29 protein-coding genes are annotated in these 23,379 nt (G+C 69.1%); 3 read left to right on the forward strand and 26 right to left on the reverse strand.

Annotated elements, in window-relative coordinates:
* Window positions 1-64 precede the first annotated feature (64 nt).
* From ACIQNU_RS28170 to ACIQNU_RS28205, 8 genes are all read right to left on the reverse strand, one after another.
* On the reverse strand, window positions 65-1,774 hold the full coding sequence (locus tag ACIQNU_RS28170; RefSeq protein WP_401371788.1) for a long-chain fatty acid--CoA ligase: 1,710 nt from the start codon (window positions 1,772-1,774) through the stop codon (window positions 65-67).
* Between the two features lie 76 nt (window positions 1,775-1,850).
* The gene (locus ACIQNU_RS28175) at window positions 1,851-2,483 is read right to left on the reverse strand and encodes a SigE family RNA polymerase sigma factor (protein WP_401371790.1); all 633 of its coding nucleotides are present in this window, start codon (window positions 2,481-2,483) and stop codon (window positions 1,851-1,853) included.
* Between the two features lie 185 nt (window positions 2,484-2,668).
* Window positions 2,669-3,835 (reverse strand): lipid-transfer protein, encoded by a 1,167-nt coding sequence (locus ACIQNU_RS28180; protein ID WP_401371792.1) that lies wholly within the window; start codon window positions 3,833-3,835, stop codon window positions 2,669-2,671.
* A complete protein-coding gene (locus ACIQNU_RS28185) occupies window positions 3,832-4,317 on the reverse strand; it encodes a MaoC family dehydratase (RefSeq protein ID WP_401372069.1) in 486 nt (161 codons plus the stop codon). Before ACIQNU_RS28185 ends, ACIQNU_RS28180 begins: the two co-directional genes overlap by 4 nt.
* Before the next feature lie 53 nt (window positions 4,318-4,370).
* Complete coding sequence (locus ACIQNU_RS28190) at window positions 4,371-5,567, reverse strand: acyl-CoA dehydrogenase family protein (RefSeq protein WP_401371794.1); 1,197 nt, start codon at window positions 5,565-5,567, stop codon at window positions 4,371-4,373.
* Complete coding sequence (locus ACIQNU_RS28195) at window positions 5,567-6,529, reverse strand: bifunctional MaoC family dehydratase N-terminal/OB-fold nucleic acid binding domain-containing protein (protein ID WP_401371796.1); 963 nt, start codon at window positions 6,527-6,529, stop codon at window positions 5,567-5,569. Before ACIQNU_RS28195 ends, ACIQNU_RS28190 begins: the two co-directional genes overlap by 1 nt.
* On the reverse strand, window positions 6,526-7,689 hold the full coding sequence (locus ACIQNU_RS28200) for an acyl-CoA dehydrogenase family protein (protein WP_401371798.1): 1,164 nt from the start codon (window positions 7,687-7,689) through the stop codon (window positions 6,526-6,528). The genes ACIQNU_RS28195 and ACIQNU_RS28200 overlap by 4 nt, the downstream gene beginning before the upstream one ends.
* Window positions 7,690-8,105: 416 nt before the next feature.
* A complete protein-coding gene (locus ACIQNU_RS28205) occupies window positions 8,106-8,417 on the reverse strand; it encodes a hypothetical protein (RefSeq protein WP_401371800.1) in 312 nt (103 codons plus the stop codon).
* 341 nt (window positions 8,418-8,758) lie between these two features.
* Between ACIQNU_RS28205 and ACIQNU_RS28210 the strand changes: the two genes are divergently transcribed.
* Both ACIQNU_RS28210 and ACIQNU_RS28215 read left to right on the forward strand, forming a co-directional pair.
* Window positions 8,759-9,637, forward strand: a complete 879-nt coding sequence (locus ACIQNU_RS28210) for a bifunctional DNA primase/polymerase (protein ID WP_401372071.1) — start codon at window positions 8,759-8,761, stop codon at window positions 9,635-9,637.
* A gap of 189 nt (window positions 9,638-9,826) precedes the next feature.
* Window positions 9,827-11,383: a glycosyltransferase family 39 protein gene (locus tag ACIQNU_RS28215; protein WP_401371802.1), complete on the forward strand. Its 1,557-nt coding sequence runs from the start codon at window positions 9,827-9,829 to the stop codon at window positions 11,381-11,383.
* Between the two features lie 49 nt (window positions 11,384-11,432).
* On the opposite strand, the gene ACIQNU_RS28220 is transcribed toward ACIQNU_RS28215, so the two are convergent.
* From ACIQNU_RS28220 to ACIQNU_RS28285, 14 genes are all read right to left on the reverse strand, one after another.
* Window positions 11,433-11,570 carry a hypothetical protein gene (locus ACIQNU_RS28220; protein WP_401371804.1) on the reverse strand — a complete coding sequence of 46 codons (138 nt, stop codon included), beginning with the start codon at window positions 11,568-11,570 and terminating at the stop codon, window positions 11,433-11,435.
* Between the two features lie 96 nt (window positions 11,571-11,666).
* A complete protein-coding gene (locus tag ACIQNU_RS28225; RefSeq protein WP_401371806.1) occupies window positions 11,667-12,092 on the reverse strand; it encodes an RICIN domain-containing protein in 426 nt (141 codons plus the stop codon).
* Between the two features lie 345 nt (window positions 12,093-12,437).
* Window positions 12,438-13,616 (reverse strand): tyrosine-type recombinase/integrase, encoded by a 1,179-nt coding sequence (locus tag ACIQNU_RS28230; RefSeq protein WP_401371808.1) that lies wholly within the window; start codon window positions 13,614-13,616, stop codon window positions 12,438-12,440.
* Window positions 13,616-13,834 (reverse strand): helix-turn-helix domain-containing protein, encoded by a 219-nt coding sequence (locus ACIQNU_RS28235; RefSeq protein ID WP_401371810.1) that lies wholly within the window; start codon window positions 13,832-13,834, stop codon window positions 13,616-13,618. Before ACIQNU_RS28235 ends, ACIQNU_RS28230 begins: the two co-directional genes overlap by 1 nt.
* A complete protein-coding gene (repSA, locus tag ACIQNU_RS28240) occupies window positions 13,828-15,246 on the reverse strand; it encodes a replication initiator protein RepSA (protein ID WP_401371812.1) in 1,419 nt (472 codons plus the stop codon). Before repSA ends, ACIQNU_RS28235 begins: the two co-directional genes overlap by 7 nt.
* 87 nt (window positions 15,247-15,333) lie before the next feature.
* Window positions 15,334-15,681 (reverse strand): SpdD-like protein, encoded by a 348-nt coding sequence (locus ACIQNU_RS28245; RefSeq protein ID WP_401371814.1) that lies wholly within the window; start codon window positions 15,679-15,681, stop codon window positions 15,334-15,336.
* A gap of 24 nt (window positions 15,682-15,705) precedes the next feature.
* Window positions 15,706-15,861 carry a hypothetical protein gene (locus ACIQNU_RS28250; protein WP_401371816.1) on the reverse strand — a complete coding sequence of 52 codons (156 nt, stop codon included), beginning with the start codon at window positions 15,859-15,861 and terminating at the stop codon, window positions 15,706-15,708.
* A gap of 12 nt (window positions 15,862-15,873) precedes the next feature.
* Window positions 15,874-16,065 (reverse strand): mobile element transfer protein, encoded by a 192-nt coding sequence (locus ACIQNU_RS28255; protein ID WP_401371818.1) that lies wholly within the window; start codon window positions 16,063-16,065, stop codon window positions 15,874-15,876.
* 5 nt (window positions 16,066-16,070) lie between these two features.
* The gene (locus ACIQNU_RS28260) at window positions 16,071-16,259 is read right to left on the reverse strand and encodes a hypothetical protein (protein WP_401371820.1); all 189 of its coding nucleotides are present in this window, start codon (window positions 16,257-16,259) and stop codon (window positions 16,071-16,073) included.
* An 18-nt stretch (window positions 16,260-16,277) separates the two neighbouring features.
* On the reverse strand, window positions 16,278-17,012 hold the full coding sequence (locus ACIQNU_RS28265) for a DUF2637 domain-containing protein (protein ID WP_401371822.1): 735 nt from the start codon (window positions 17,010-17,012) through the stop codon (window positions 16,278-16,280).
* On the reverse strand, window positions 17,012-17,236 hold the full coding sequence (locus ACIQNU_RS28270) for a hypothetical protein (RefSeq protein WP_401371824.1): 225 nt from the start codon (window positions 17,234-17,236) through the stop codon (window positions 17,012-17,014). Before ACIQNU_RS28270 ends, ACIQNU_RS28265 begins: the two co-directional genes overlap by 1 nt.
* Before the next feature lie 84 nt (window positions 17,237-17,320).
* Window positions 17,321-18,691, reverse strand: a complete 1,371-nt coding sequence (locus ACIQNU_RS28275) for an FtsK/SpoIIIE domain-containing protein (RefSeq protein WP_401371826.1) — start codon at window positions 18,689-18,691, stop codon at window positions 17,321-17,323.
* A gap of 2 nt (window positions 18,692-18,693) precedes the next feature.
* A complete protein-coding gene (locus ACIQNU_RS28280) occupies window positions 18,694-19,062 on the reverse strand; it encodes a hypothetical protein (RefSeq protein ID WP_401371828.1) in 369 nt (122 codons plus the stop codon).
* A gap of 138 nt (window positions 19,063-19,200) precedes the next feature.
* The gene (locus ACIQNU_RS28285; RefSeq protein ID WP_401371830.1) at window positions 19,201-19,980 is read right to left on the reverse strand and encodes a GntR family transcriptional regulator; all 780 of its coding nucleotides are present in this window, start codon (window positions 19,978-19,980) and stop codon (window positions 19,201-19,203) included.
* 18 nt (window positions 19,981-19,998) lie between these two features.
* On the opposite strand from ACIQNU_RS28285, the gene ACIQNU_RS28290 reads away from it, so the two are divergent.
* On the forward strand, window positions 19,999-20,463 hold the full coding sequence (locus ACIQNU_RS28290; RefSeq protein WP_401371832.1) for an NUDIX hydrolase: 465 nt from the start codon (window positions 19,999-20,001) through the stop codon (window positions 20,461-20,463).
* 358 nt (window positions 20,464-20,821) lie between these two features.
* Here ACIQNU_RS28290 and ACIQNU_RS28295 read toward each other — a convergent pair whose 3' ends face one another.
* The 4 genes from ACIQNU_RS28295 to ACIQNU_RS28310 all read right to left on the reverse strand — a co-directional run bounded on the left by ACIQNU_RS28295 (window position 20,822) and on the right by ACIQNU_RS28310 (window position 23,325).
* Window positions 20,822-21,493: a hypothetical protein gene (locus ACIQNU_RS28295; protein WP_401371834.1), complete on the reverse strand. Its 672-nt coding sequence runs from the start codon at window positions 21,491-21,493 to the stop codon at window positions 20,822-20,824.
* 568 nt (window positions 21,494-22,061) lie between these two features.
* Window positions 22,062-22,364: a hypothetical protein gene (locus ACIQNU_RS28300; RefSeq protein ID WP_401371836.1), complete on the reverse strand. Its 303-nt coding sequence runs from the start codon at window positions 22,362-22,364 to the stop codon at window positions 22,062-22,064.
* Entirely contained in the window at window positions 22,361-23,092 is a 732-nt protein-coding gene (locus ACIQNU_RS28305; RefSeq protein WP_401371838.1) for a GntR family transcriptional regulator, read from the reverse strand. Before ACIQNU_RS28305 ends, ACIQNU_RS28300 begins: the two co-directional genes overlap by 4 nt.
* Before the next feature lie 8 nt (window positions 23,093-23,100).
* Window positions 23,101-23,325 carry a hypothetical protein gene (locus tag ACIQNU_RS28310; protein ID WP_401371840.1) on the reverse strand — a complete coding sequence of 75 codons (225 nt, stop codon included), beginning with the start codon at window positions 23,323-23,325 and terminating at the stop codon, window positions 23,101-23,103.
* Window positions 23,326-23,379 lie beyond the last annotated feature (54 nt).

Below are 23,379 nucleotides of genomic sequence, written 5' to 3' on the forward strand. Positions count from 1 at the left end.
GGGCGGGTGTTTCACGTGAAACACCCGCCCGATGAGTCGCCCATGGAGGTCGCCCCGGTCGGCGTCAGATCTGCGTCACATCCAGCTCCCCGGACGCGTACTGCTTCCGGATCACCTTCTTGTCGAACTTGCCCACGCTCGTCTTCGGCACTGCCGGAATCACCGTCCACCGCTCCGGCAGCTGCCACTTCGCGACCCGCTCGGCGAGGAAGGCGCGCAGCGTCTCGAAGTCGGCGGTCGCGCCCTCCTTGAGGACGACCGTGGCGAGCGGACGCTCACCCCACTTGTCGTCCGGGACCGCGACGACGGCCGCCTCCGCGACATCCGGGTGCGCCATGAGCGCGTTCTCCAGGTCGACCGACGAGATCCACTCGCCGCCGGACTTGATGACGTCCTTGGCCCGGTCGGTGAGCGTCAGGAAACCGTCGTGGCTGATCGTCCCCACATCTCCGGTCTTGAGCCAGCCGTCCGCGCTGAACTTGTCCTCGGGCCGGAACGCCTCACCGTCCGTCCCACCGAAGTACGCCCCCGCGATCCACGGCCCGCGCACCTCCAGCTCACCCGCCGACTCACCGTCCCACGGCAGCCGCTCACCGCCCGGCCCGCTGAGCCGCGCCTCGACGCCCGCCGGGAAACGGCCCTGGGTGAGCCGGTAAGCGAACTCCTCGTCCGTGCCCACGGCGTGGGCCGGGGGCCGCGCGATCGTGCCGAGCGGCGAGGTCTCCGTCATGCCCCACGCATGACAGACCCGCATCCCCAGCTCGTCGAACGCCGCCATCAGGGCCGGCGGACACGCCGAGCCACCGATGGTGACCTGGGTGAGCGAGCTGACATCGCGCGGCTTCGCGGTGAGTTCCGCGAGGAGGCCCTGCCAGATGGTGGGCACGGCGGCGGCGTGCGTCGGCCGCTCCGCCTCGATCATCTCGGCGAGCGGGCCCGGCTGGAGGAAACGGTCCGGCATCAGCATGTTCACGCCGGTCATGAAGGTGGCGTGCGGGAGCCCCCACGCGTTGACGTGGAACTGCGGTACGACGACCAGGCTGGTGTCCGCGTCGGTCAGCCCCATCGACTGGGCCATGTTGACCTGCATCGAGTGCAGGTACACCGAACGGTGCGAGTAGACGACGCCCTTCGGGTCGCCCGTCGTGCCGGAGGTGTAGCACATGGCGGCGGCCTGCAACTCGTCCAGCTCGGGCCAGTCGTACGTGGTCGGCTTCCCCGCCAGCAACTCCTCGTACTCGTGCACCCGCGCGCTCGCGCCCTCCAGTACGGAACGGTCGCCGGGCCCCGAGACCACGACATGCTCCACTCCCGGCAGATGCGGCAGCAGCGGACCGAGCAACGGGAGCAGCGAGCCATTGGCGATGATCACGCGGTCCGACGCATGGCCGACGATCCACGCGAGCTGGTTCGCCGGGAGCCGCAGATTGAGCGTGTGCAGCACCGCCCCCATGGACGGCACCGCGAAGTACGCCTCCACGTGTTCCGCGTTGTTCCACATCAGCGTGGCGACCCGGTCGTCGCCCCGTACCCCGAGATCGTCGTGCAGCGCATGCGCCAGTTGGGCCGCCCGGGAGCCGATCTCGGCGAAGCTGCGGCGCTGCGGTGCGCCCTCGCCCGTCCAGGTGATCACCTGGGAGCCGCCGTGGATCGTCGACCCGTGGGTCAGGATCCTTGAGATCAGCAGCGGAACGTCCTGCATGGTGCTCAGCACGGCGGCCTCCGGTGGCTTGGCAGAGAAGGTCGGGGATCGGTGAGCCGATTCTGCGGCCATACCGCGTGGTATGTCACTACCCCCGCGTAACTTCTCGTACCCGATGCCTTCAGGCGGCCCCCGCCGCCCCCGGATGTCAGGCCGCCGTGAGTTCCGGATCCTCGCGGAGCTTGCCGAGCGCCCGCGACACGGCGCTCTTCACCGTGCCGATCGACACCCCGAGCACCGCCGCCGTCTGCGCCTCGCTGAGGTCTTCGTAATACCTGAGGACGACCATCGCCCGCTGCCGGGCCGGCAGCTTCATGATCGCCCGCCACATCGCGTCCCGCAGCGCCTGCTGCTCGGCCGGATCCCCCGCCGGAACCGTCTCCGGCTCCGGCAGCTCGTCACACGCGAACTCGTCCACCTTGCGCTTGCGCCACTGCGACGTCCGCGTGTTCAGCAGGGCCCGTCGCACATACCCGTCGAGGGCCCGGTGGTCCTCGATGCGGTCCCACGCGACATAGGTCTTCGTGAGCGCGGTCTGGAGCAGATCCTCGGCATCGCTCGGATTCGCCGTGAGCGACCGGGCGGTACGGAGCAGTACGGGCCCCCGTGCCCGTACGTAGGACGCGAACGACGGGTACGCCCGGTGTGCCGTCGGCGTCGTGGCCGGTGTCGTGGCCGTCGGTGCCGCGAGCGGCGTGGCCGTCGGAGCCACACGCGCCGTGGCCGTCGGTGCCACGTGCTTCGCTGCGCTGGTGCAGACAGGCGCCATGGTTGCGGTCATGGCTCCACGCTAGGAGCGCCCCCTACCTTTGGGGATCGGCCACAGGTCCCGAAGCCGTGTCCGCCTCAGGTTGTAGTCGGGGTGGTAGCCCCACCTCCTGAAGGTGGAGGGAGGGAGCACGCCACTGAGGGTTCATCCCTGAGTCGCCCCTCCCACGGACCCCCGGCCGTCCGCTCACCCCGCCGTCAATCGTCAGCCCCCAGAACGAGCCCCGATGTGGGAACGCCCGTGCCCGCCGTGACCAGAGTGCGGCGGGCGCCCGGTATCTGGTTCACCGCCGTGCCCCGTAGCTGCCGCACGGCCTCCGCGATCCCGTTCATCCCGTGCAGATATGCCTCCCCGAGCTGACCCCCATGCGTGTTGAGCGGCAGCCTCTCCTCGGCCACGAAGTCCGCCGCCTCGCCGGGCCCGCAGAACCCGAACTCCTCCAGTTGCATCAGCACGAAGGGCGTGAAGTGGTCGTACAGGATCCCCACGTCGATGTCCCCCGGCCCCAGCCCCGAACTCCGCCACAGCTGCCGCGCCACCACCCCCATCTCCGGGAGCCCGGTGAGCCCGTCCCGGTAGAAACTGGTCATCTGCTCCTGCGCCCGGCCCGCGCCCTGGGCCGCCGCGGTGATCACGGCCGGTGCGTTCGGCAGGTCGCGGGCCCGCTCGACCGACGTCACGACGAGCGCCTGTCCGCCGTCGGTCTCCTGGCAGCAGTCGAGCAGCCTCAGCGGCTCCACGATCCACCGTGATTCCGCGTGGTCGGCGAGCGTGATCGGCTTCCCGTGGAAGTACGCCGCCGGGTTGGTCGCCGCGTACTTCCGGTCCACCACCGCGACGTGCCCGAACGCCTCCGGTGTCAGCCCGAACGTATACAGATACCTTTGCGCCGCCATCGCCACCCAGGACGCCGGTGTCAGCAGTCCGAACGGCAGCGCCCAGCCGAGCGCCGCCCCCTCCGCCGACGGCTCCCGGTGCTGCACCCCCGAGCCGAAACGCCGGCCCGACCGCTCGTTGAACGCCCGATAGCAGACCACCACCTCCGCCACGCCCGTCGCCACCGCGAGCGCCGCCTGCTGGACCGTCGCACAGGCGGCGCCCCCGCCGTAGTGCACCCGGGAGAAGAAGGACAGCTCCCCGATGCCGCACGCCTGGGCGACCGTGATCTCCGGGCTGGTGTCCATCGTGAACGTGACCATGCCGTCGACATCGCCCGGAGCGAGCCCCGCGTCGTCCAGCGCGGCGCCCACCGCCTCGACAGCCAGCTTCAGCTCACTGCGGCCCGAATCCTTGGAGAACTCGGTGGCCCCGATCCCCACGATCGCCGCCCTGCCGCCCAGCGTGTCGCGCTTCCGCACACTCATGAGGGGCCTCCCGGGGGTGGGGGTGCGGTGGTGGTGGAGGCGGGCTCTCCGCTCGCGCCGGGTGTCCCGGTTTCCGGCGGTGGCAGGGTCACCGTGACCGTCCCCGTGATGTGTCGGCCGATCCCGTTCGCCCCCGTCACCCGCACCGTCACCGTGGTGTCGTCGCCGACCTCGGTGACCTCGGTGACCGCGCCGGTCAACACCATCGTGTCGCCCGGATAGTTGGGCGCTCCGAGCCGGATCGCCACCTTCCGCAGTACGGCCGCCGGGCCGAAGTGGTCCGTGATGTACCGGCCCACCAGGCCGTTCGTCGTCAGGATGTTCATGAAGATGTCCGGGGACCCCTTCTCCCGCGCCAACTCCGCGTCGTGGTGCACGTCCTGGTAGTCCCGCGAGGCGATCGCCCCGGCCACGATCAGGGTGCGCGTGATCGGGATCTCCAGCGGCGGCACCTCGTCACCGACCCTTGGCGCACCCGGCACCGCCTCTGCCGCGCCCCGCGCGCGCGTGCCTTCATCCGGCGCCCGTGTCTCCGTCATTCCGTCCCCTCCCTCTTCGCGATCAACTCGCCCAACTCCGCCAGGACTTCACCCCCGCAGCCCAGATACGCGTCCAACTGCCGCCCCCACAGGAAGTGCCGGTGCACCGGGTGCTCCAGGTCCGCTCCCATACCGCCGTGCAGATGCTGCCCCGCGTGCACCACCCGCCGCCCCGCCTCCGACGCCCACCAGGCCGCGGTCAGCGCATGGGTCCCGTACGGCAGCCCCGCGTCCCGCCGCCACGCCGCCTCGTACGCGGTGACCCGTATCGCCTCGGTGTCCATGTACGCGTCGGCCGCCCGCAGTTGGACCCCCTGCTTGGCGGCGAGAGGGCGCCCGAACTGTTCCCGCCCGTTCGTGTACTCCACCGCACGGGCCAGCGACCCCGCGCAGACTCCGGCCTGCAGCCCGGCGAAGGCGGTACGGGCGGTGGCCAGCACGTCGTCGTACGGACTTGCCGGCAGCGGGGTGCCGGTGGGCGGACTTCCGGTGCGGGCGCCTTCGGGCAGCGCGCCTCCGGTCGGCGGGCCGGCGGTCGAAGGGCCGGCCGTGGACGCGTACCCCTCGGCCGGGGCGCCCGCCCCCAGCCGCTCCGCCGGTGTCCCGTCCAGGACCAGGCGCCCGGCCGACCACGGGGCGGTCAGCTCGACCGGTTCGACGCCCGCCTCGGCCGTCCGCACCAGCCACAGGCCCCGGTCCTCGGCGGCCACGAGCACATGGGTCGCGTCCCGCAGCCACGGCACCACCGGGACGATGCCGCTCAGGGTCCCCACCGCCCCCTCGGCCCCGACCGCTTCGGCACTCCCGGCACTCCTGGCACCACGGGCCCGTACCCCCGCGCGCGCCGGGAACGCCCCGCTCACCACCACACCACCGTCCCTGATCCCCGGCAGCAGCCGCTCCCGCTGCTCCAGTGAGCCATGGGCCGCCACAGCGAGCAGCCCGTACACACAGCTCGCCGCGAACGGTGTCTGGGCCGTCGTCCTGCCCTGCTCCTCCAGGAGCAGCACCAGCCCGAGGAGCCCGATCTCCTCGACGGCGGCCGGGAGACCCGCGCCGCACAGCGCCTTCCACAGTTCCCCGTCCGTGCCGGTGCCCGCCGCGGTCAGCCGCTCGTGCGTGGACAGGTCGCCGAAGATCCGCGCCGCCAGGTCGCGCGCGGCCGACTGCTCCTCCGTGGGCGTGAAGTCCATCAGCCCTCACTCCCTCGGAACACGGGCAGCTCCACCTCGTCGTCCACCCGCAGGAACGCGAGCCGGACCGGCAGCCCGATCCGTACCTTGTCGGGTGGCACCCCCACCACATTGCTGACGATCCGCACGCCTTCGGCCAGCTCGATCAGCCCGACCGCGTACGGCGGGTCGAAAGCCGGGAAGGGTGGGTGGTGCATCACCACGTACGAGAACACCGTGCCCTCGCCGCTCGCCTCGACCGTGTCCCAGTCCTGGGATCCGCAGGTCCCGCAGCCGGGCAGCCAGGGAAAGCGGAGTGTGGCGCAGGCCGTGCAGCGCTGGATCAGCAGGCGGTGCCGGGAGACGCCCTCCCAGAAGCCGGCGTTGTCCCGGTTGACGACCGGTCTCGGCCGGCGGGGGACAGGGGCCGCTTCGGGCGCCCCGGTCCGCCGTGTGGCGCGCGCCGCGGGGGCGTATTTGAGGATGCGGAACCGGTGGGTGCCCACCAGTTCGCTGCCCGCTCTGACGTCCATGCGGGTCGTGACGAAGTGGCCCGTCCCCAGCTTCGTCGTCTTCCGCTCGGACACCGACTCGATGACCGCGTCGAACGTGATCTCGTCGCCGGGGCGCAGCGGCCTCCCGTACTCCTGCTCGCAGTCCGTGGCGACCACGGAGGTGCAGCCCGCCGCGTCGAGGAGGGCGAACAGCTCGTCGTACGCCGCCGACCGCCCCTGGTGCCCGGACAGGCCGCCCATCGTCCAGGCCTGGAGCATGGTCGGCGGAGCGATGGCGTCCGGCCCGGTGTACGCCGGGTTGGTGTCGCCCATCGCCTCGCACCAGTGCCGGATCATCGCCTCGTTGACCAGGTCCTTGCCGATGCCCGCCGTCGCCGCCGGGCGCCCCTCGAACTCCTTCAACCGCGCGTACACATCGCCCGGTTCACCGGCCTCGTCCCGCTTCCCCAATGGCTCGCGCTCGCTCATCGCCGCCCCCTCCGCATGCCGAGCCGCATCGTCGCCACGATCTCTCGCTGCACCTCGCTCACCCCTCCCCCGAAGGTGTTGATCTGCGCCGCGCGGTTCATCCGCTCCAGCTCGCCGTCCTCGAACGCCCCCGGCGAACCGGCCCGGATCACCCCGGCCTCCCCCACGATCTCCTGACATATTCGGTACACCTCGACCGCGGATTCGGTTCCCACGAACTTCACGCCGCTCGCGTCTCCGGGGGTCAGCCGGCCCGCCCCGACATCCCCCACCAAACGCCAGTTGAGCAGGCGTGATGCCGCCAGCCGGGCATGCGCTTCGGCCAGCCGGAAATTGATCCACGGCTCGTCAACCCGGCGCCTCCCGGTCACCGGATCGGGGGTACGGGCCGAGGCGAGCGCCGCCGCGTAGAAGTCCTCGGCCTGCATGCCGATCGCGGCGAGGGCGACCCGCTCGTGGTTGAGCTGGTTGGTGATCAGACCCCAGCCGCCGTTCTCCTCGCCGACCAGACGGCCGGCCGGGACCCGTACCCCGTCGTAGTAGGTGGCCGTGGTCGTCAGCCCGCCGACCGTCTCGATCGGGGTCCACGAGAAGCCGGGCGCGTCCGTCGGGACCAGGATGATCGAGATGCCCTGATGCTTCGGGGCGTCGGGATCGGTCCGGCAGGCGAGCCAGATCCAGTCGGCGTTCTGGGCGTTCGAGGTGAAGACCTTCTGCCCGTCGATGACCCAGGAGTCTCCGTCGCGGACGGCCCGGGTCCGCAACGACGCGAGATCGGTCCCGGCCGACGGCTCGCTGTACCCGATGGCGAAGACGAGGTCGCCGCTGAGGATGCGCGGCAGGAACGCCGCCTTCTGTTCCTCGGTGCCGTACCGCATCAGCGTCGGCCCGACAGTGTTGAGCGTGACCATCGACACGGGCGCGCCCGCGCGATAGGCCTCGTCGAAGAACACGAACTGCTCGTCGGCGCCGCGCCCCTGGCCTCCGTACGCGACGGGCCAGCCGAGGCCGAGCAGCCCGTCGGATCCGATACGGCGCAGCAACGCGCGCCCGCGCGCGGGGTCCGTCGATGGCGGCGGCCCGTCGGGCATCAGGCGCCTGAAGTACGCACGCAGTTCCGCGCGTAGCTCGTGCTGGCGTGGGGTGGGGGCGAGGTGCACGGGGCCTCTCCGTCTCCTGTGGCGGGCCGAGCGGACCGAGCGCGCCGGGGGGGCCGAACGGCCGAACTGGCTGGCATCGGGTTTCTGACTGTGTGTCAGATACGGTCGGGTGTCAACAGGTCACACCCGCACCGGCCGCCCGCGCCCCAACCACTGTGCGCACCCCACACACCCCCGCACCCCACAAGCCTGTGCCCCACACATGCGGACGCCCCACCTGACGCCACCCTCCATGTGCCGGCCCCACACACGCCTGCGCGGCGATGCCGAAGCACCGCCGCGAGGACGTTCATGCCACCCCATGAAGCCGTCGCCTGAGCGAGGGCCTTCCTGCTGTGAAGCCTTCAGCCGGTCGGCCGTTCGGCCGTTCGGGACCCGGGACCACTCGGGCCGTCACGGCCTCGCGGGCCGCCGGGTCACCACAGCTTGGTGAAGTGGACCGAGATGTTCTCGTTGGACTGGTGGATCGCCGTGAACGCGGAGCCGTTCACCTGGGCGGTGTTGTTCTGGTTCGAGGCGCCGGAGCCGACCGCCTGCTGCTGCGTGGTGGACGAGTTGCCGTGGTTGTTGCCACCGACGCCGCTGCCGACGATGTTCGCCACGGCGGCGTTCGATCCGTCGTTCGCGAAAGAGCCGTTGTCGGCGATGGCCACGCCCGAGAAGAGGGCTGCCGCCAGGGGTACGGCGGCGACTGCGGCGATGACGCGAGCGCTACGGATGCTTGCCATGTCAGATTCCTCCAGAACCGGATGTACACGCCGGTGAGTACCGGTAAGTGCGGCTTATTCCGGGGCAGTTGGCCGACCGCCTCGGGGTGGGTCACGACGTCGCGAGATCAGAGTTGCCCACCGAATCCCCGGCGAACCAGTCCGGATGCCCTGATTCGCTCGCAAGCGTGAGGACAAGTCGATAAACACCCTTCATGCACCTAAAGTGCGGACGCCCCGTTGCGCCGTCCCGGCAGGCCAGGCGCCGCACGGGGGGAAGCGTTTCGGCACATTCTCGACTAATGACCGTTCCCGGGCGCGCCGCCCTTCCCTTCATCGAACATGTGTACGAATATAGAGCCATGGCCACCACCGACCGGCATGCCGTGCCCCCCGCGACCCTGGCCCTCGCCCATGCCCTGTCCGCCGCCGAACGCGGACTGGCCGTCATCCCGCTCTCCCGCGCCAAGCTCCCCGCACTGCGCTCCCCCCACCGCGACGACCCCGAACCGGCCCTGTGCCGCGGCGAGTGCGGGCGCCCGGGGCACGGCGTGTACGACGCGACGACCGACCCCCGGCGGATCCGTGAACTGTTCGCCGCCGCGCCCTGGGCGAGCGGGTACGGCATCGCGTGCGGGCTGCCGCCGCACCACCTCATCGGCGTCGACCTCGACACCAAGTCCGGTACGGACGCGTCGGCCGCCCTGCGGGAGCTGGCGCTGCGCCATCTGTTCACGATTCCGGACACGGTGGTGGTCGTCACGCCGAGCGGGGGCCGCCATGTGTGGCTGTCCGGCCCACCGGACGTCGTCGTCCCGAACTCGGCAGGCCGACTCGCTCCCGGCATCGACATACGCGGCGCGGGCGGCTATCTGGTCGGCCCCGGATCCCGTACGGAGCACGGGGTGTACAGCACGGTTCCGGGTACGGCGCATCTGCCACCCGCGCCCTGTCCGCCGGCGCTGCTGCGGCTGCTCACGCCCCCGTCCCGGTCGCATCGGCCTGAACCGGCACCACCGGATCCGCAACACGGCCAGGGCCTTGTGCAGTTCGTCCTCGCGGCGCACGAGGGCCAGCGCAACACGCGCCTGTTCTGGGCGGCCTGCCGCGCGTACGAGAACGGGATCGGGCACGACCTCCTGGAGCCGCTGGTGGACGCGGCCATCCGCACCGGGCTCACGGACCGGGAAGCCCGCGCCACCATCGCATCGGCGGCCCGCCTCACGGGCAACCAGCCGTAGGGCACGCGCGCGGGAGGCCGTTTTCGGTCGCGGGGCCGCCTGCGGGGAGGCGCATCCGGGGACCGGTTCGTCGGGCACGCGCGCGTAGTGGGTGCCCCGCGGTCCGTGGCGCCGTGCGAGGCTGGCGGCTGGCGGGCGCCGGCGGATGACGTGCGGGCGCGTATCTGACAGCGCGGGGGAGTTGCGGGCATGACCAGCGGTACGAGGGATCACGCGGCGGAGACGGCACGGAATCCGCGGGTGCCCGACACACCCGGCCAAAGGGCTCCCACCATGCTCGTCTTCGCCCTTCCGTCATTACTGGCTCTCGCACTCAATCTCTGGGGGATAACGCGCGAGGGATCGATGTGGCGCGACGAGTCGGTCACCTATCAGGTGGCCCATAGAAGCATTCCAGAGATCTGGTCGCTACTGCACCACGTAGATGCCGTGCATGGGGCGTATTACTTCTTGATGCACGCTGTTTTCTCCATCTGGGACGGCGGACTCTGGGCCCTGCGACTCCCTTCGGTCCTCGCGATCAGCGTATGCGCCGGCTTCGTCGCCCTGACCGGACGACGCCTCGCCGGAAACCGCGTGGGAACCCTCAGCGGCCTGACCTTCGCACTGATTCCCCTGGTCCAAATGTACGCACAAGAGGGCCGTTCCTACGGGCTGGTGTGCGCCTTCGCGGGAATCTCCACGTACCTCTTCGTCCGAGCGGTGGACACCCCGTCGACGCGCCTCTGGACGGCATACTCAGCGACACTCGTCGCCGCCGTACTGCTCCACGAATTCGCCGTACTGTGCCTCTTGTCCCACGGCATCACATTGGCAATGTCGCCGATCTCTGCCCGCATTCGACGTCAATGGATCATCGCGGCAGCGGTCACGGTCGCCGTCACACTCCCACTCGTCCTCTTCAGCCTCGGACAGTCGGGCCAGGTCTCCTGGATCGGTATGCCCAAGCCACGAGAGTGGCTGGTCATCGGCGTGACCACGGCGATCGGCCTGCTCTGCGCGAAGGTGGTCGCGGGCCGATCGGAGAAGTCGGAGAGAATCGTCACGGGGCGTTTCGAGGGATCCGAACGGAATCCCCTCACGCTCCCCAAACTGTCCCTGCCACTACTGATCTTCCCGACAGCGGCCCTGCTCCTGGCCTCGCTTCGCGACCCGGTCTACCTGGACAGATACGTTCTCTTCTCACAGATCGGCCTAGCTCTGCTGGTGGCCGCAGCACTCGACACTCTGACCCGCCGCGTGCCGAAACCGAGCGTCGGGAACGCGAAATTCCGCGAAACTTGGACACTCTTCACCTTCACCCTCCTCGCGTTTATGGCACTCATCCCGGTCACGCTTCAGATGCGCACACCGGAAAGCCGCAAGGACGATGTAGCAGCAATCGCCGAAACGGTCCGCCAGACGTCGTCCGACGGGGACGGAATTCTCTACATGCCCGCACGCCGCAGAGAATGGGCCCTGTCCTACGTAAAGGACTACGCCCCCCTGAAGGACCTTGCCCTCCGCGATTCCCCGGTAGAATCGACCACGCTCCAGGGAACGGAACTTCCGGCGGAGGAAATCCGCCGCAACATCCTGAACAGCAAGAGAATCGTGGCCCTGATGGACCCGAAGGGCCAGCCCCTGGACCAGTACCCGGAAGAAACAACAAAACGACAGACACTCGACCAATTCTTCACGGAATGCTCCCGCACGGAGGTCAAGGGAGCCCAGGTGGTCCTTTACGCCCGCCCCGGCCATTGCTGAGGCGTGACGGCGAAGGACGAACGGCTCAGCGCGGCATGAACCGGCCGAGTTAGCCCACCTTCCCGCGCAGCGCGGCCTCCCACGCCTCGTCGTCGGGGGCCAGGCTCATCGGAACCTGGACGTCCCGGAGTTCATCATCCCGCGCGCGGGAGTCGGCCGGCGTCCAACGCACCTCGATCCCGCTCACCCACATCAAGGGTGAGCGGGACCGCAGCGGTTTCGGCGCCGTTCCGCGTGGTCACTTTCGGCACCCAGGTCCTCGTCCCCGGACCTGGCGCGACGATCAGCCGAGGCGGAACTGCTGGTGCGGCTGGTCTCCGCCAGGCCACTGGACCAGCGCGGCACTGTTGTCGGTGCTCTCACCGTCCACCGACAGGAACAGGTTGCTGTTGCGGTTCTGGAGCGCGAAGTAGCCGTTGTCCTTCTGGACCAGGCGCCACTCCTGGTGCGGCTTGGTCTCCCACTGCCACTGAAGGATCTTCGCGCCGTTGGCGGTGCTCTCGCCGTTCACCGACATGGCCTTCTGGCTGTGCACGGCGCGTACCACGTAGTACTCGCCGGTGGTGGCCTCCAGGTTCCACTTCTGGTGGTCCTTGCTCTGAAAGACGTACTGGATGACCTCCGCGCCGTTGTCCGTCTTCTCACCGTTGACCGACACAGCCTTGTCACTGTGGCGGGCGATCAGCGCCGCGGTGAACACAGCAGCCATGAACACTCCCCCTTCAAGAGAGCCGACCCAGCGCCGGCAGCGGGCCCACTCACGTGGACCACGCCTTCACGATGGCTGCCGCGCCACTTCTGGCTCAGGCATGCCAGAGCCAAACCCCCCTTACGGGCGCTGCCGTATCAGCACCAAACCCACACGCGCGGGCGTGCGCCCACCAAAGGCATCCCCTGGACGCAGAAGGGGCGCCCCACACTGGGGAACCCCTTCTGACCTGCGTCTATGTCGACCTGTGCGGAGGCGGTGGGATTTGAACCCACGGTTACATCGCTGCAACGACGGTTTTCAAGACCTTTCGGCGCTCATGGGCGGTGGGTTCTCCGCCGCAGGTCAGACGGGTACGAGAGCCCCGGAGAACCCGTCGTCATCGTCGTCGTGCCCGCTACGTGCCCCCGGCTCGTGATCGTGCCCGCTGAGCCAGGAGTCGGACGCTTCGGCCACCTGATCATCACGACCGGCGACCGGTCGGGCGTAGTGCCGGGTGGTGACGCTCGCGTTCGAGTGTCCGAGGCGATGCGCGGCGGTCATGACGCCGTACTTGTCGGCGACCCATGTTCCGTGCGAGGCCCGGAGATCGTGCGGGGTGACATCGGTCAGCCCGGCCGCCGCCACCGCAGGATCGAAGTACGCCTTGCGCCACTGGTTGTAGCGCAGCGGCTTGCCCCCGGGTGTGACGAAGAGAAGCGCATCCTCCCCGCCTGGCAGTGCCTCCAGGTGCCGACCGAGCCGTTTCGCGAGCGAGGGGCCGATCCGCAGGACCCGCTTCTGATGGGACTTGGGGGTGTCGAAGACAAGGGCGCCGTTTGCTTCGGCCAGATTCTCGTCGACCAGGACCAGGCCGCCGGAGACGTCGATGTCGGCGCGCCGCAGCGCGAATGCCTCACCGATGCGCAGGCCCCCGTACGCGAGAAGGGCGATGAGCAGGTCATGCGGCTTCGTCGCGCTCCGGACGATCCACGACGCTTCCAGCGGGGTGAGGATGTGCGGCTCGGTCTGCGGCATCCGGGGCAGCTTCACCCCTCGGCAAGGGGACTGGGCGATCATCTCGTTGTCGACAGCGGCGCGCATGATCTGCGACAGCACGCGGTACGCCTGCCTGATCCGCGAGGCACTGAGGCCCCGGGTCCTCATCGCGCCCACCCACTCGACGACGGTGATCGGCCGCAGGCTGGACAGCTCCCGATCCCCGAGTGCGGGAACGATCAGCGAGTTGACCAAGGACTGGTACGACGCCTGTGTCTTGTGCTTGAGCTGGGGTGAGACGGCAGTGAGCCAGCGCGCCGACCAGTCGCGGACGGTGGTCTGTCCCTCAGCCGGGTCCAACCAGCGCCCCTCTTCGATCTCGATGCGCTTCCGCCCCAGCCAGCGATCGGCGTCCGTCGAGGTGGCGAACGTCCGATCGGCAGCCCGCAGCACGCCGTCAGGGCCCGGATAGCGAGCCTGGAAGCGACCGGACGGCAGCTTGCGAACGCGGCCGAAGTTCCGGCGGGACTTGCGCTTGCCGGCCATCAGGCAGCCCTCCCGTATGCCGAGCGCCGCAGGCGAACCGGTTCAACCGTGTTGGCGCTGACATACGCGTCCACGACGCTCTCCGGGATGCGGACATGTCGGCCGACCTTGACGAAGGTGATGCGGCGTTCCTCGATGAGCCGACGCGGGAAGCGGATCCCGGTGCCGAGACGTTCGGCCACCTGATCCACGGTGAGGAGTCGGTCCACGGTCACCACTCCCCCTCGTCGGCCGACAGTTCGGTCAATGCCTCGCGCGCTGTATCGCGGTTGAGCTGGAGGTCACGGGCGGCAGTCGCGGCGAGAGCGGCTTCCCCCGGCGTGTGGCCGTGGCCCGCGTACTGCCAGTCCGTCAGGACGAGGACGGTGTCCGGCTCGCGGTCGTCGAGGCCGAGGGCGGATGCCTCTTGGGCGGCGCGGTAGTCGGCGCGTTCCTGGCGGAGAGCGCCGAGGGTCGTCGAATAGGTACGCGACTTGGACGAGAAGTGGCCGCGGAAGCCGAGCATGTGCGCCCAGGCCCAGAGACGTCGGTCCGGATAGAGCGCGTCCAGGTCGCGGCACGCGGTGATGAGTCGGCGGGCGTGGTCGGGGATGCGGTGGCGGTCGAGTTCGGCGAGTTCGCCGATGCGGCGGTCGAGGGTGCCGGTGTTCTCGGCTGCTTTGGTGGCGTACTTGGCTACGTACGAAGCAACGGCTTGTTCCGTGATGTCGGAGCCGTCGCTGAACGCTTTGACCGGGCGGACGTCGAGTTGCCGGCCCCAGCGGAAGGTACGGGCGGGTTGGTCACCGACGGTCGGGACCGAGACGGACGTGTACGAGTGCGCGGCGGCGGCGCGGATTGCGTCGATGAGGAGGTCGACCGTTGCCCAGGCCGGTGGCGGGGTGCCGGGGCCGTCCGGCCCATCGAGGCGGATGACGGCGTGGAAGTGGAGGGCGCCGCGCTTCTGGAACTCCGCGACCTTGCCGTACGAGACGCGGAGGTGTTCGGGGAGTTCGCGGCGGGGCAGGCCGGCACGGGCGGCGAGTTCGCGGCGGAGGCGGGTGGTGAAGCGCTGCCAGAGCTGTCCGGCGTGGTTGTTGAAGAGGACGGCGCCCGGGTAGTCGTAGGCGTCGGGGTCGAGGGCGGTGCCCAGCTCCGGCGCGTCAGGGGTGTGCGGGGTGCCGCAGCGGCAGACGCCGCCGTGGTCGGGGCGGTTGTGGACCGGGCCGAAGGAGGGGGCGGTGAGGGTGGTGAAGACGCGCGGGTGGTCGCGGACGGCGGCGGGGATGTCGCGGCGGTCGTCCCCGGCGAGGCCGGAACGGATCAGGTGGTAGGTGTCGCCCGCGTAGGTCCAGGCGCAGGAGGGGCAGCGGGAGGCTCGACGGTTGCCGCAGGCGAGGCGGAGGCGTCCGCCCGGTTCATTCGCGGTGGAGTAGTGATGCAGGGTCTCGCCGGTGGTCTTGTCTTTGGTGAGGGTCCAGCCGGTGAGGTGGATGGGGTCGGAGCAGCCACCGGTGCGGCGGATCTGGTCTTCCCAGCGGGTGTAGTCGGAGGCCGAGGCCACTCGGAGGATGTCTCCGAGCGTGATCGGGTCGAGCGAAGGGGCGGACGTGAGGGCGTTCGGCGGCGCGGGTGAGGCCCGGTGGGCCATGCTGGTGGTTCCTTCCGGTTGCGAGATCGGACAGGGGCGGCTCCCGGGCGGCGGATGCTTGGCGGTATCGAGGCCGCCCGGGGCCGGTCAGCGGCGCTTGGTTTCGGAGGCGAGCCGCTTGGCGTCGGAGGCGAGCAGGGAACGCAGGACGACGGCGCAGACGGCGACCGAGGCGCCGGTAATGGCGACCGCCAGGAGCAGCGAGACCAGGACGGCGCCGACGACCAGGACGACGGCCGTGCCACCGCCGACGAGGGCGAGAGCGGTGCCGGGGGTGAGCTGGACGACCGGGCGGGACGGCATGGGGGCGATGGGTGCCTGTGGCGGGAGTGGGGTGGCCGACGGGCCGGGGGTGATGGTGGTCGGCTGGATGACGGCGGGCGGGGTGGTCAGGCCGGTGGGCTGCGGCATCGTCGGGAGCTTGGGCCGGAACATGGTCGGATCTCCTTTCACAGGCGGTTACTTGACGGCGCTGTCGATCACGGGGGCCAGGACGCTGTCGGCGAAGAGGTAGCCGCCGATGAGCAGTACGCCGATGAGCCACCAGGGCGGGCGGATGAGCTTGACGCCGAGGTAGCCGACGGCCAGCAGGGCGAACCAGAGGGGGACGTCCATCGGGGCGGACTCCTAGCGGACGGTGCAGCGGTGGGTGCGGGCGGCAAGCTGGGCGGCGGTCCGGCTGAAGTAGTCGGCGGACCAGCCGCAGCGGTCGGCGGTGCAGACAGCGGCGTGCGTGGTGCGGCCGTTGCGGTCGCGGTGGGTGCCGATATGCACGGGGCCGATCCGCATCAGGGAGTGGAGGTTGTCGCGGGCGGGCATGGCGGTCAGTCCCTTCGGGTGGTGGTGGGGTCGGGGTACCAGGCGCGGATGCTCCGGGCGGTGGTCGGGTCGTCCACGCGTCGCGCGGCTTCCTCTGCGAGCAGGTGCGCGAGGTAGGAACGTCCGGCCGCCGCCATGTCCCGCGCCGCGTCGATGTAGTCGGACGCGGTCAAGTCGGCCGGGTCGGAGGTCATCTCTGTTCTCCCTCGCAGTCAGCTGAGGTGGGAGGCGATGGCGTCAGCGGGGTGGGGCGGGACGCCGAGGCGGGAACGGAGGGTGTCCGTGTCGATCGGGGAGCCGGTGCGGGCGCGGTACTCGTCGGCGACCTTGCGGGCGTGGTCGATGAGGACGGCGGGGACTGGAGGAACGGGGTCGGGCGCGGCCGGAGCCGTAGAGGCGGGGGCGTTCGCGACGGGAGCCGAGGTCGCGTCGGGCTCAGGCAGGGGTTCCGCCATCGCGGTCTCGGGCGGTGCTTCCGCCACTGGAGGCTTGGGGAGGGCTTCCGCCGCTACGGGCTGCTCGGCGTCCGGCGTATCCGTGACGCGGGCCGGCGGAACCGGCTCCGGCCCAGGCCCCGCAGCGGTTGAGTGCGCGAGAAGAGTTCCGCCGAGGAAGGCGAGCGCGGGCCATCCGACGACGCCGAGGCGGAGCAGGGCGGGCGGGTCGGCCAGGTCGAGGAACCCGGCGGTGGCGATGTTGGCGCCGAGCGAGGCGAACAGGGCGATGAGAAACCAGCACCAGGCCAGCCGGGACGGCCCCTCACTGCGCAGCCGCCGCCAGGCCGCGACCAGGAGCAGGTCGACGCTGACCGGGTAGGCCCACGCCTTCCAGCCGTTCTGTCCGGCAGCGGCGGCCAGGTCGTGCAGGTGAGCGAAGGACAGGGCACCGGCGATGACGGCCTGAATCAGAACCGCGTCGACCCGGATGCCGTGACGCGCGCTGCCCATCAGACATCGCCCCGGTCACTGGGACCGCCGTCCGGGCCGTTGTCGAGGCCGTTGTCGTAGTCGTCGTCCGGGAACATGCCGGGCGGCGGCTCGGGCAGCGAGACGGCGAGGGACGGGCTGACGGCGTCCACGAAGTCGAGATCGGCGCCGGCCATGTCGGCGTAAAGCGCGAGTTGGCCGAGCAGGAGCACAGTTCGGGCGAAGTCTTCGCAGGTCGGGCACATGGCGGGTTCTCCCTTCTCGGGGGCATAGCGGGGTAGGGACGTGGCGCGAAGGCGGTCACACCAACCGTGGGGATCCGGCAGGGATCAGGCGGTGGCCGAGGATGCCTTGACCAGCGGCACGAGCACCGCAGCATCGGACTCAGAGCCGGGGAAGGCGGGCCGGAACGGGGCCAGTTCGGGCAGGTCCGGGGTCCGGTCGGCGTATCGGTTGCAGATGTTCGCGGCCTGGCGCAGCGAGGTGTGCGGGGCGCGGATGCGGTGCCATCCTCCGGAGGAGTCGCCCGCGATGGCGATCCCCCGCATCTCGGCCGGAATCTGGATGGCGGCGAGGACAGCGTCCGGGGAGATGTCTCCGAAGGCCATGTTGGCGGACGTTTCATCGTTGACACGGTGGGCGGTACGGCCGGTGAGCTGGGCGCGGAGCATCGTGATCCCCTTGCCGAGTTCGGATCCGAAGCGCTGCCCGCAGATTTCGAGGTAGATGCCGGCCGCGCGGCCGAGTTGGGCGAGGTGGACCAGGGCGGTGATGATGCGATCCCGCCGCTTCTCCTCGTCTTTCGTTGCGTACAGGGCAAGTTCGGCAACCTCGTCGACCAGGACCACGACGGGGACCGGGCGTAACTCTGTCGGCAGGTCCCAGATGTCGGCGGCGACCTCAGCGTCCGGCAGGTCGGAGGTGATCCGCTGCTGAGACCGGATGAGCTGATAGACACGCTCCATCCGTGCCACGAGCGCATCAAGCACTTCGGCAGCGGTGTCGGGGTCGTCGGCCAGCGCGGAGAACCGGCGGGCCAGCGGGAACAGTTCCACCCCCCGCTTGCAGTCGACGCCGACGAGGGCGACGTCCATCGGGGCGAGTCCGGCGACCAGGTTGCGTTGGTAGACCGACTTCCCGGACTCCGTGGCGCCGAGGGTGAGGGCGTGGGGTATCGCCCGGTAGTCGCGGTAGTGCACCGAGCCGTCCTCCCGCAGGGCGACCGGCACTCGCATGGGCAGGGTCTCGGTCTCGGCGGGCATCCGCACCCGCTTGAGCACGTCGTAGCCGGTCATCCGCACCTCTACGACACCGGAGCGCAGCTCACGCGAGGTCACTCCGTACATCGAGAACGAGTGCCGCAGCCGGTCCGAGGCGGCGGCAATGTCGAACGCGTCCTGTCCGGGGCGGAGCTTGAGCCGCAGGACCAGACCGGTGCGACTCGGCCGCAACCGCAGGATGCGCGGCGAGCGCGCCTCCGGTATCGGCCGGTTGGTGGCCCGCGCCAGGGCGAGCCGCCACCGCGAGGGCGGAACGGTCAGCCCGCACGCGTCCATGACCGAGCCGTACCGGATCAGGACCCGCACCACGGCCACCGTGACCCCGAAGGTCAACCAGTACCAGGCGGGACGCCGCCACCGCAGGAGACCCACGGCGACGACGACCAGCACGAGAACTAGCACGACCACGAACCCGGTCATGATCAGGCCGCCTTGGACCCTGTGGCGACATCGGCGTCGACGTCGGCGAGCGAGGTGACCGCGACCGCGCGGAACGCGATGCCGTGCCGCTTCTGGCCGTTGAAGTCGTTCTCCCAGGGCCGGGCTATCAGGCCGGTGAGCGCGACCGACGTGCCCATGGACAGTTCACCGCTGATCCCGGGCTCCGGAACGGTGACGGACAGGATCTCCACCTCGTCGTTCGCCGCGAACATCACGTCGACCGTCATCAGCTTCGCTCCGGTCTCGGCATCGGTGGCGATCTCACCGGTACGGCGGTCACGCACCTTGACCTGCGGGGACTTGGCGACCATCACGACCGCACCGGAGGTGTCGACGGGAATCTGACGCACGTAGATCGCTCCTCTATAGATGCTGGACTCCGCCACTCATGTATATGAGTGACATGAAGAAGAGTGCCCCACTCCTATACATGAGTCAACCCGCCGCGAGGAAGAACTCGCGACGGGCTGTGGGAAGTTGAGCGGGCGTCAGTCGTCCGCAGGGATCCGGTACTCGAAAACGAACTGGTCAGCGGCCATGAGCGTGTCGCACACCTCTACAACGACACCTGCGGTCGTACGGGCTTCCCGCACCAGGTGAACCACGGGCGCCCCCGGACTCAGCGCCAGCTCCGAGGCTTCGAACTTCGAGGCCGGCCGGGCTTGCAGCGTCTCGACGAACTCCGCGAACTCATGCCCGTGGTCTTCGAGTCGGGCGTAGATGCCTCCACCGCCAGGGTTCTCGGCGAACAGCTCCGGAATCTCCTTCACGACGTCCCAGGGCAGGTACGACGTCGCCGTCTCGACCGGGGTGCCGTTACGGAAGTAGAGGCGCCGACGAGCCAGCACCTGTGTGCCGACCGGAACGCCCAGACGCTCGGCGGCACCCTCAGGCACCTCCATGGGCCCGATGTAGAGAACGCTGACCTTGGCACTGGCACCGGACTGCGCGGACTCTGCGAGATAGGCCGCCTGCCCACCCTGCCGAAGCGAGCGCCGAAAACGATCGGAGGAGCGGTGCCGCACCGGAGGCCGGTCCTTCACGATCGAACCCTTGCCGTGCCGGGTCTCGACCAGCCCGCTCGCCCGCACCTCGACCATGGCCTTTCGGATCGTCCCGCCGGCCACGCCATAGCGCTCCACCAGCTCGGACTCACTCGGCACCATGTCACCGGGCTTGAGAACCCCTGCCCGGATCTGCTGCACGATCTCGTCCGCGATCTGCACGTACCGAGGCCCGGAACCGACCCCTCCCGCCACAGTTCCCATAGTCCTTCTCTGCCTCCTATGCTCCTCTACATGAGTCAACCACAGGAAGCGACACCCTCCCCCCGGCACTCCGTATCCGTGGCCGGAGCAGTGGTGCGCGAGGACGGCCGCCTCCTGGCAATCCGCCGAGCCGACAACGGCACCTGGGAACTCCCCGGCGGCATCCTCGAACTCGACGAAACCCCCGAAGCCGGCGTGACCCGCGAGGTCCTGGAGGAGACCGGCATCCACATCGAGATCGACGAACTCACCGGCATCTACAAGAACATGACCCGCGCCATCGTCGCCTTGGTCTTCCGCTGCAAGCCTTCCGGCGGCACGGAACGCACCTCAACCGAGTCCACGGCCGTCTCCTGGCTCACCCCCGACGAGGTCAGCGAGCACATGTCCGAGGTCTACGCGGTCCGGCTCCTGGACGCCTTGGACGACAACGGCCCCCACGTCCGAAGCCACGACGGCAAGCGCCTCATCCCAGCGGGATAAAACCTTCTCTCCTTCATCAAGGCCCGCGCACAGCGCGGGCGCACGCCGCCTCTGCGGCGCGGCCTGCCTCCTGTCTGCGCCCCGGCTGGCCGCGCCCGGCGGTGCGCTGCGTGCATGCGGGCGAGGTCAGGAAACACCCTTTGTGGCTGGGGAGGTCGGCTCCACTGCTTGAGGCAGCCACTTTGGGGCGAGCCTCTAAGAACATGGCCCCAACGTCGTGCTTACTGGGCAATTCCACAAACCACCCGACGCACCGGAAGCTCACGGGGCAATGATCACTCGTCCCAAAGCCGCTCCAACCCAGAGTCGCTCCACTAACCGTGTTCCGTCTTGCCGATCCGCGCACGCTAAACGCATTTTATTCCGGTGACCTCGATCCCGAAGGGATATTTCCGTTGCGCCGAAAGGAGCGGCGCCCACTCAGGCTTTGTACATCCGCCATTTGACTCATTAGATCGGCTGCTGAAGTGGGATCAAGGTCAAGAACTGGTCGGGCGGCTTCAATGAAATCGCTCACCGTTTCCGCAGTGGCGAAGTATCTCTGACTCAGGTCGTCTTTGATCTGTTCTCGCGCGTCAGATTCGTCCACAACAGCGTGGACGTAGGCAGTGGCAATCCTCCCAGCCTCGGCTATGCCATGGAGTAGCACCAACCCGGCAGAAGCGACCCGGTGCGGGCCCAGTATTGCCACGCGCGACCAGAGCGGCTGCAAACCGTCGACTTCACCCTTTAAAGATCTGATGAACTGATCAGCCTCAACCCTTCCCATCCCCCGTGAATCAATAATGGCGTTATGGATTTTGTCCAGAACCGTGTACGATCCTCCAAGGAAAGCGTCATATGCGTCAACTCTTGGACCACGCTGCTGGTATAGCTGGTCCGACCGAAGCTGTAATCTGGTTTGCTGCAATTGCGTTGAAGCCTGCAATTTCGCCTGACTTCTTGCCCACCAACCCGTTGCGACAGCGGCCAGAGCCGTTCCTGTGGCCCCCACAGTTGCTCCCAGCACTGCGGCCAATCCGGCATCCATGGCGAGATTGTGCCCGAGGTCGCTGACGCTGTGGGCCAAGTTGGCCTAGTAAAGCCGAGGCGGACAGAGAATCGGCCCGCTGACCAGATCCGTTCCGCCCTGAGAAGAGTGAGAGCCCCCGCCGCCTGAGTGTCTAACTGCGTGACAACCGTGGACATCAGCGGACCATCAGCGCAGGTGGCAGGCATCGCACCCCAAGGACAGCGAGCATCCCGAGTTACATCGGGACGAAGAAGTCACGGCCCAATGCCTCGTCGCCACGGTTCCGCCGTCGCTGCTTGCCCTGGCATACGTCACCAAGCAGCGTGGCTGAGGTCGGCTGTGGTGCAGCGAGGCACACGCGCACCTCGTCGGTCGTCGCACCCACCATCGTGGCTGACTGTCGTCGGGCGCTGCTAAGGCAGTCGTCCGTTCCGAACGTAGCTTCTCGGTCAAGGCGTATGCACGGCGAAGTGATCGGGAACCATCCACGCAATAGGGAGAGGAGCCCGGGTTCTTCATTCGGGCTCCTCTCCCTATTGGGCTGAACGGAGCATTGTTACTGGCGGCTCCGTTGCCGAGCGCCCCTTCAGAAGGGATGAGGATCCCTCTCCGCCAGAAGGTGACCCCTGCTGGTTGCCACACGGAGCACGTCCTCCAGGGCCCCGGCCAGTTCCGTCGCCAGAAGTCGCACGCCCTCCGGGCTCGCGTGCTCGTCGTCGAGGGTTTCCGCTGCCTGCTTCAGCAGTTCGGCCGCCGAGCCGACCTGTACGGCTTCGATGTTGTCCGCCAGGCGGGACAAGTAGCCGTCCCTGTCGTCGGTGCTCAAGTAACAGGGCTTGCCGTCCAGTCCCGACCACGGGAGAAGCCGCAACTCGTTCCGTGCCGTCATGGCTGCGTCTGCCTCTCCTCGATCACATGGTGAGTAGTGAAGACCGCGTCAGCGCGATCCCCCGGGAGCACAAGGAGCGCTGCTTCGATGACGCGCCCCGAGGCATCGACCGCGACCCGCGTGATCGCGAGGACCGCCACGGCGCCGCTGATCCGGAGAGTCGACGCCTCCTCTGGTGTCGGGAGGCGGGCGGATACCGTCTCGCGAACCTCAGCCGGCGGAAAGCTCAGTACGGCAAAGGTTGCTTGCGCCCGCGTACTTGAGATTCCGTCGCCGAACACCGTGACGGGCTCCAAGTCGCGCGGGACATAGATGCGCGCCAGGCTGTGCGGGGAGTCGCCCTCGTAGCTGAGGCACTGGAACTGGGTCAGTGGGCTGCCGTCCGAAACCCGCAGCAGGGCTGTCAGATCCCCGTACGCGCCCATCGCGCTGGTACGGACCGTGACGCGGAAGTCCGCGTCGGCAGCATTCCAGAGATCCAGCGCGCCCCATCCGCCCACGTAAGTGATCTTGCGAAAGGAACGGCGAACGAAGTTCCCCTTGCCGTGGATCTTCTCGATGAGACCTTCCCTCTGAAGTACCGCGAGCGCACTCCGCAGCGTCGCCGTGCTGACCATGTAGTGACCGGCCAGCCTGGACTCTGACGGCAGAGGCTCGCCAGGCTTGACCCGACCAGTTGTGATTTGGTCCCGGAGGTCATCGGCGATGTCGCGATGGCGCGAGCGCATGGATCCGATCACCACCTTCTCGTCATCCGCACGGCGACGAGCCGGGTGCGCGTGTGCATCGTCAGCAGTTCGCCCGATTCGAAGACGAGTTGCTTGGCTCCCCCGCGGAGTTGGAAGAGGTCTTTCACGCAGCAGGCTCGGCCGCCGAGTTGGATGATGTCGCCGCGCTGCACGGTGGTCGCGGTGACCTCGATGTGGGAGGCCAGCGCGCCTCCGGGGGGCTGCCACCTCACTGCTCCACCTCCGCAAGCGTGGACCGATCGAACGTCGAGTGGCACGCGCACTCA

Source organism: Streptomyces sp. NPDC091292 (assembly GCF_044757265.1).
In the GTDB taxonomy this organism is placed as follows: Bacteria; Actinomycetota; Actinomycetes; order Streptomycetales; family Streptomycetaceae; genus Streptomyces.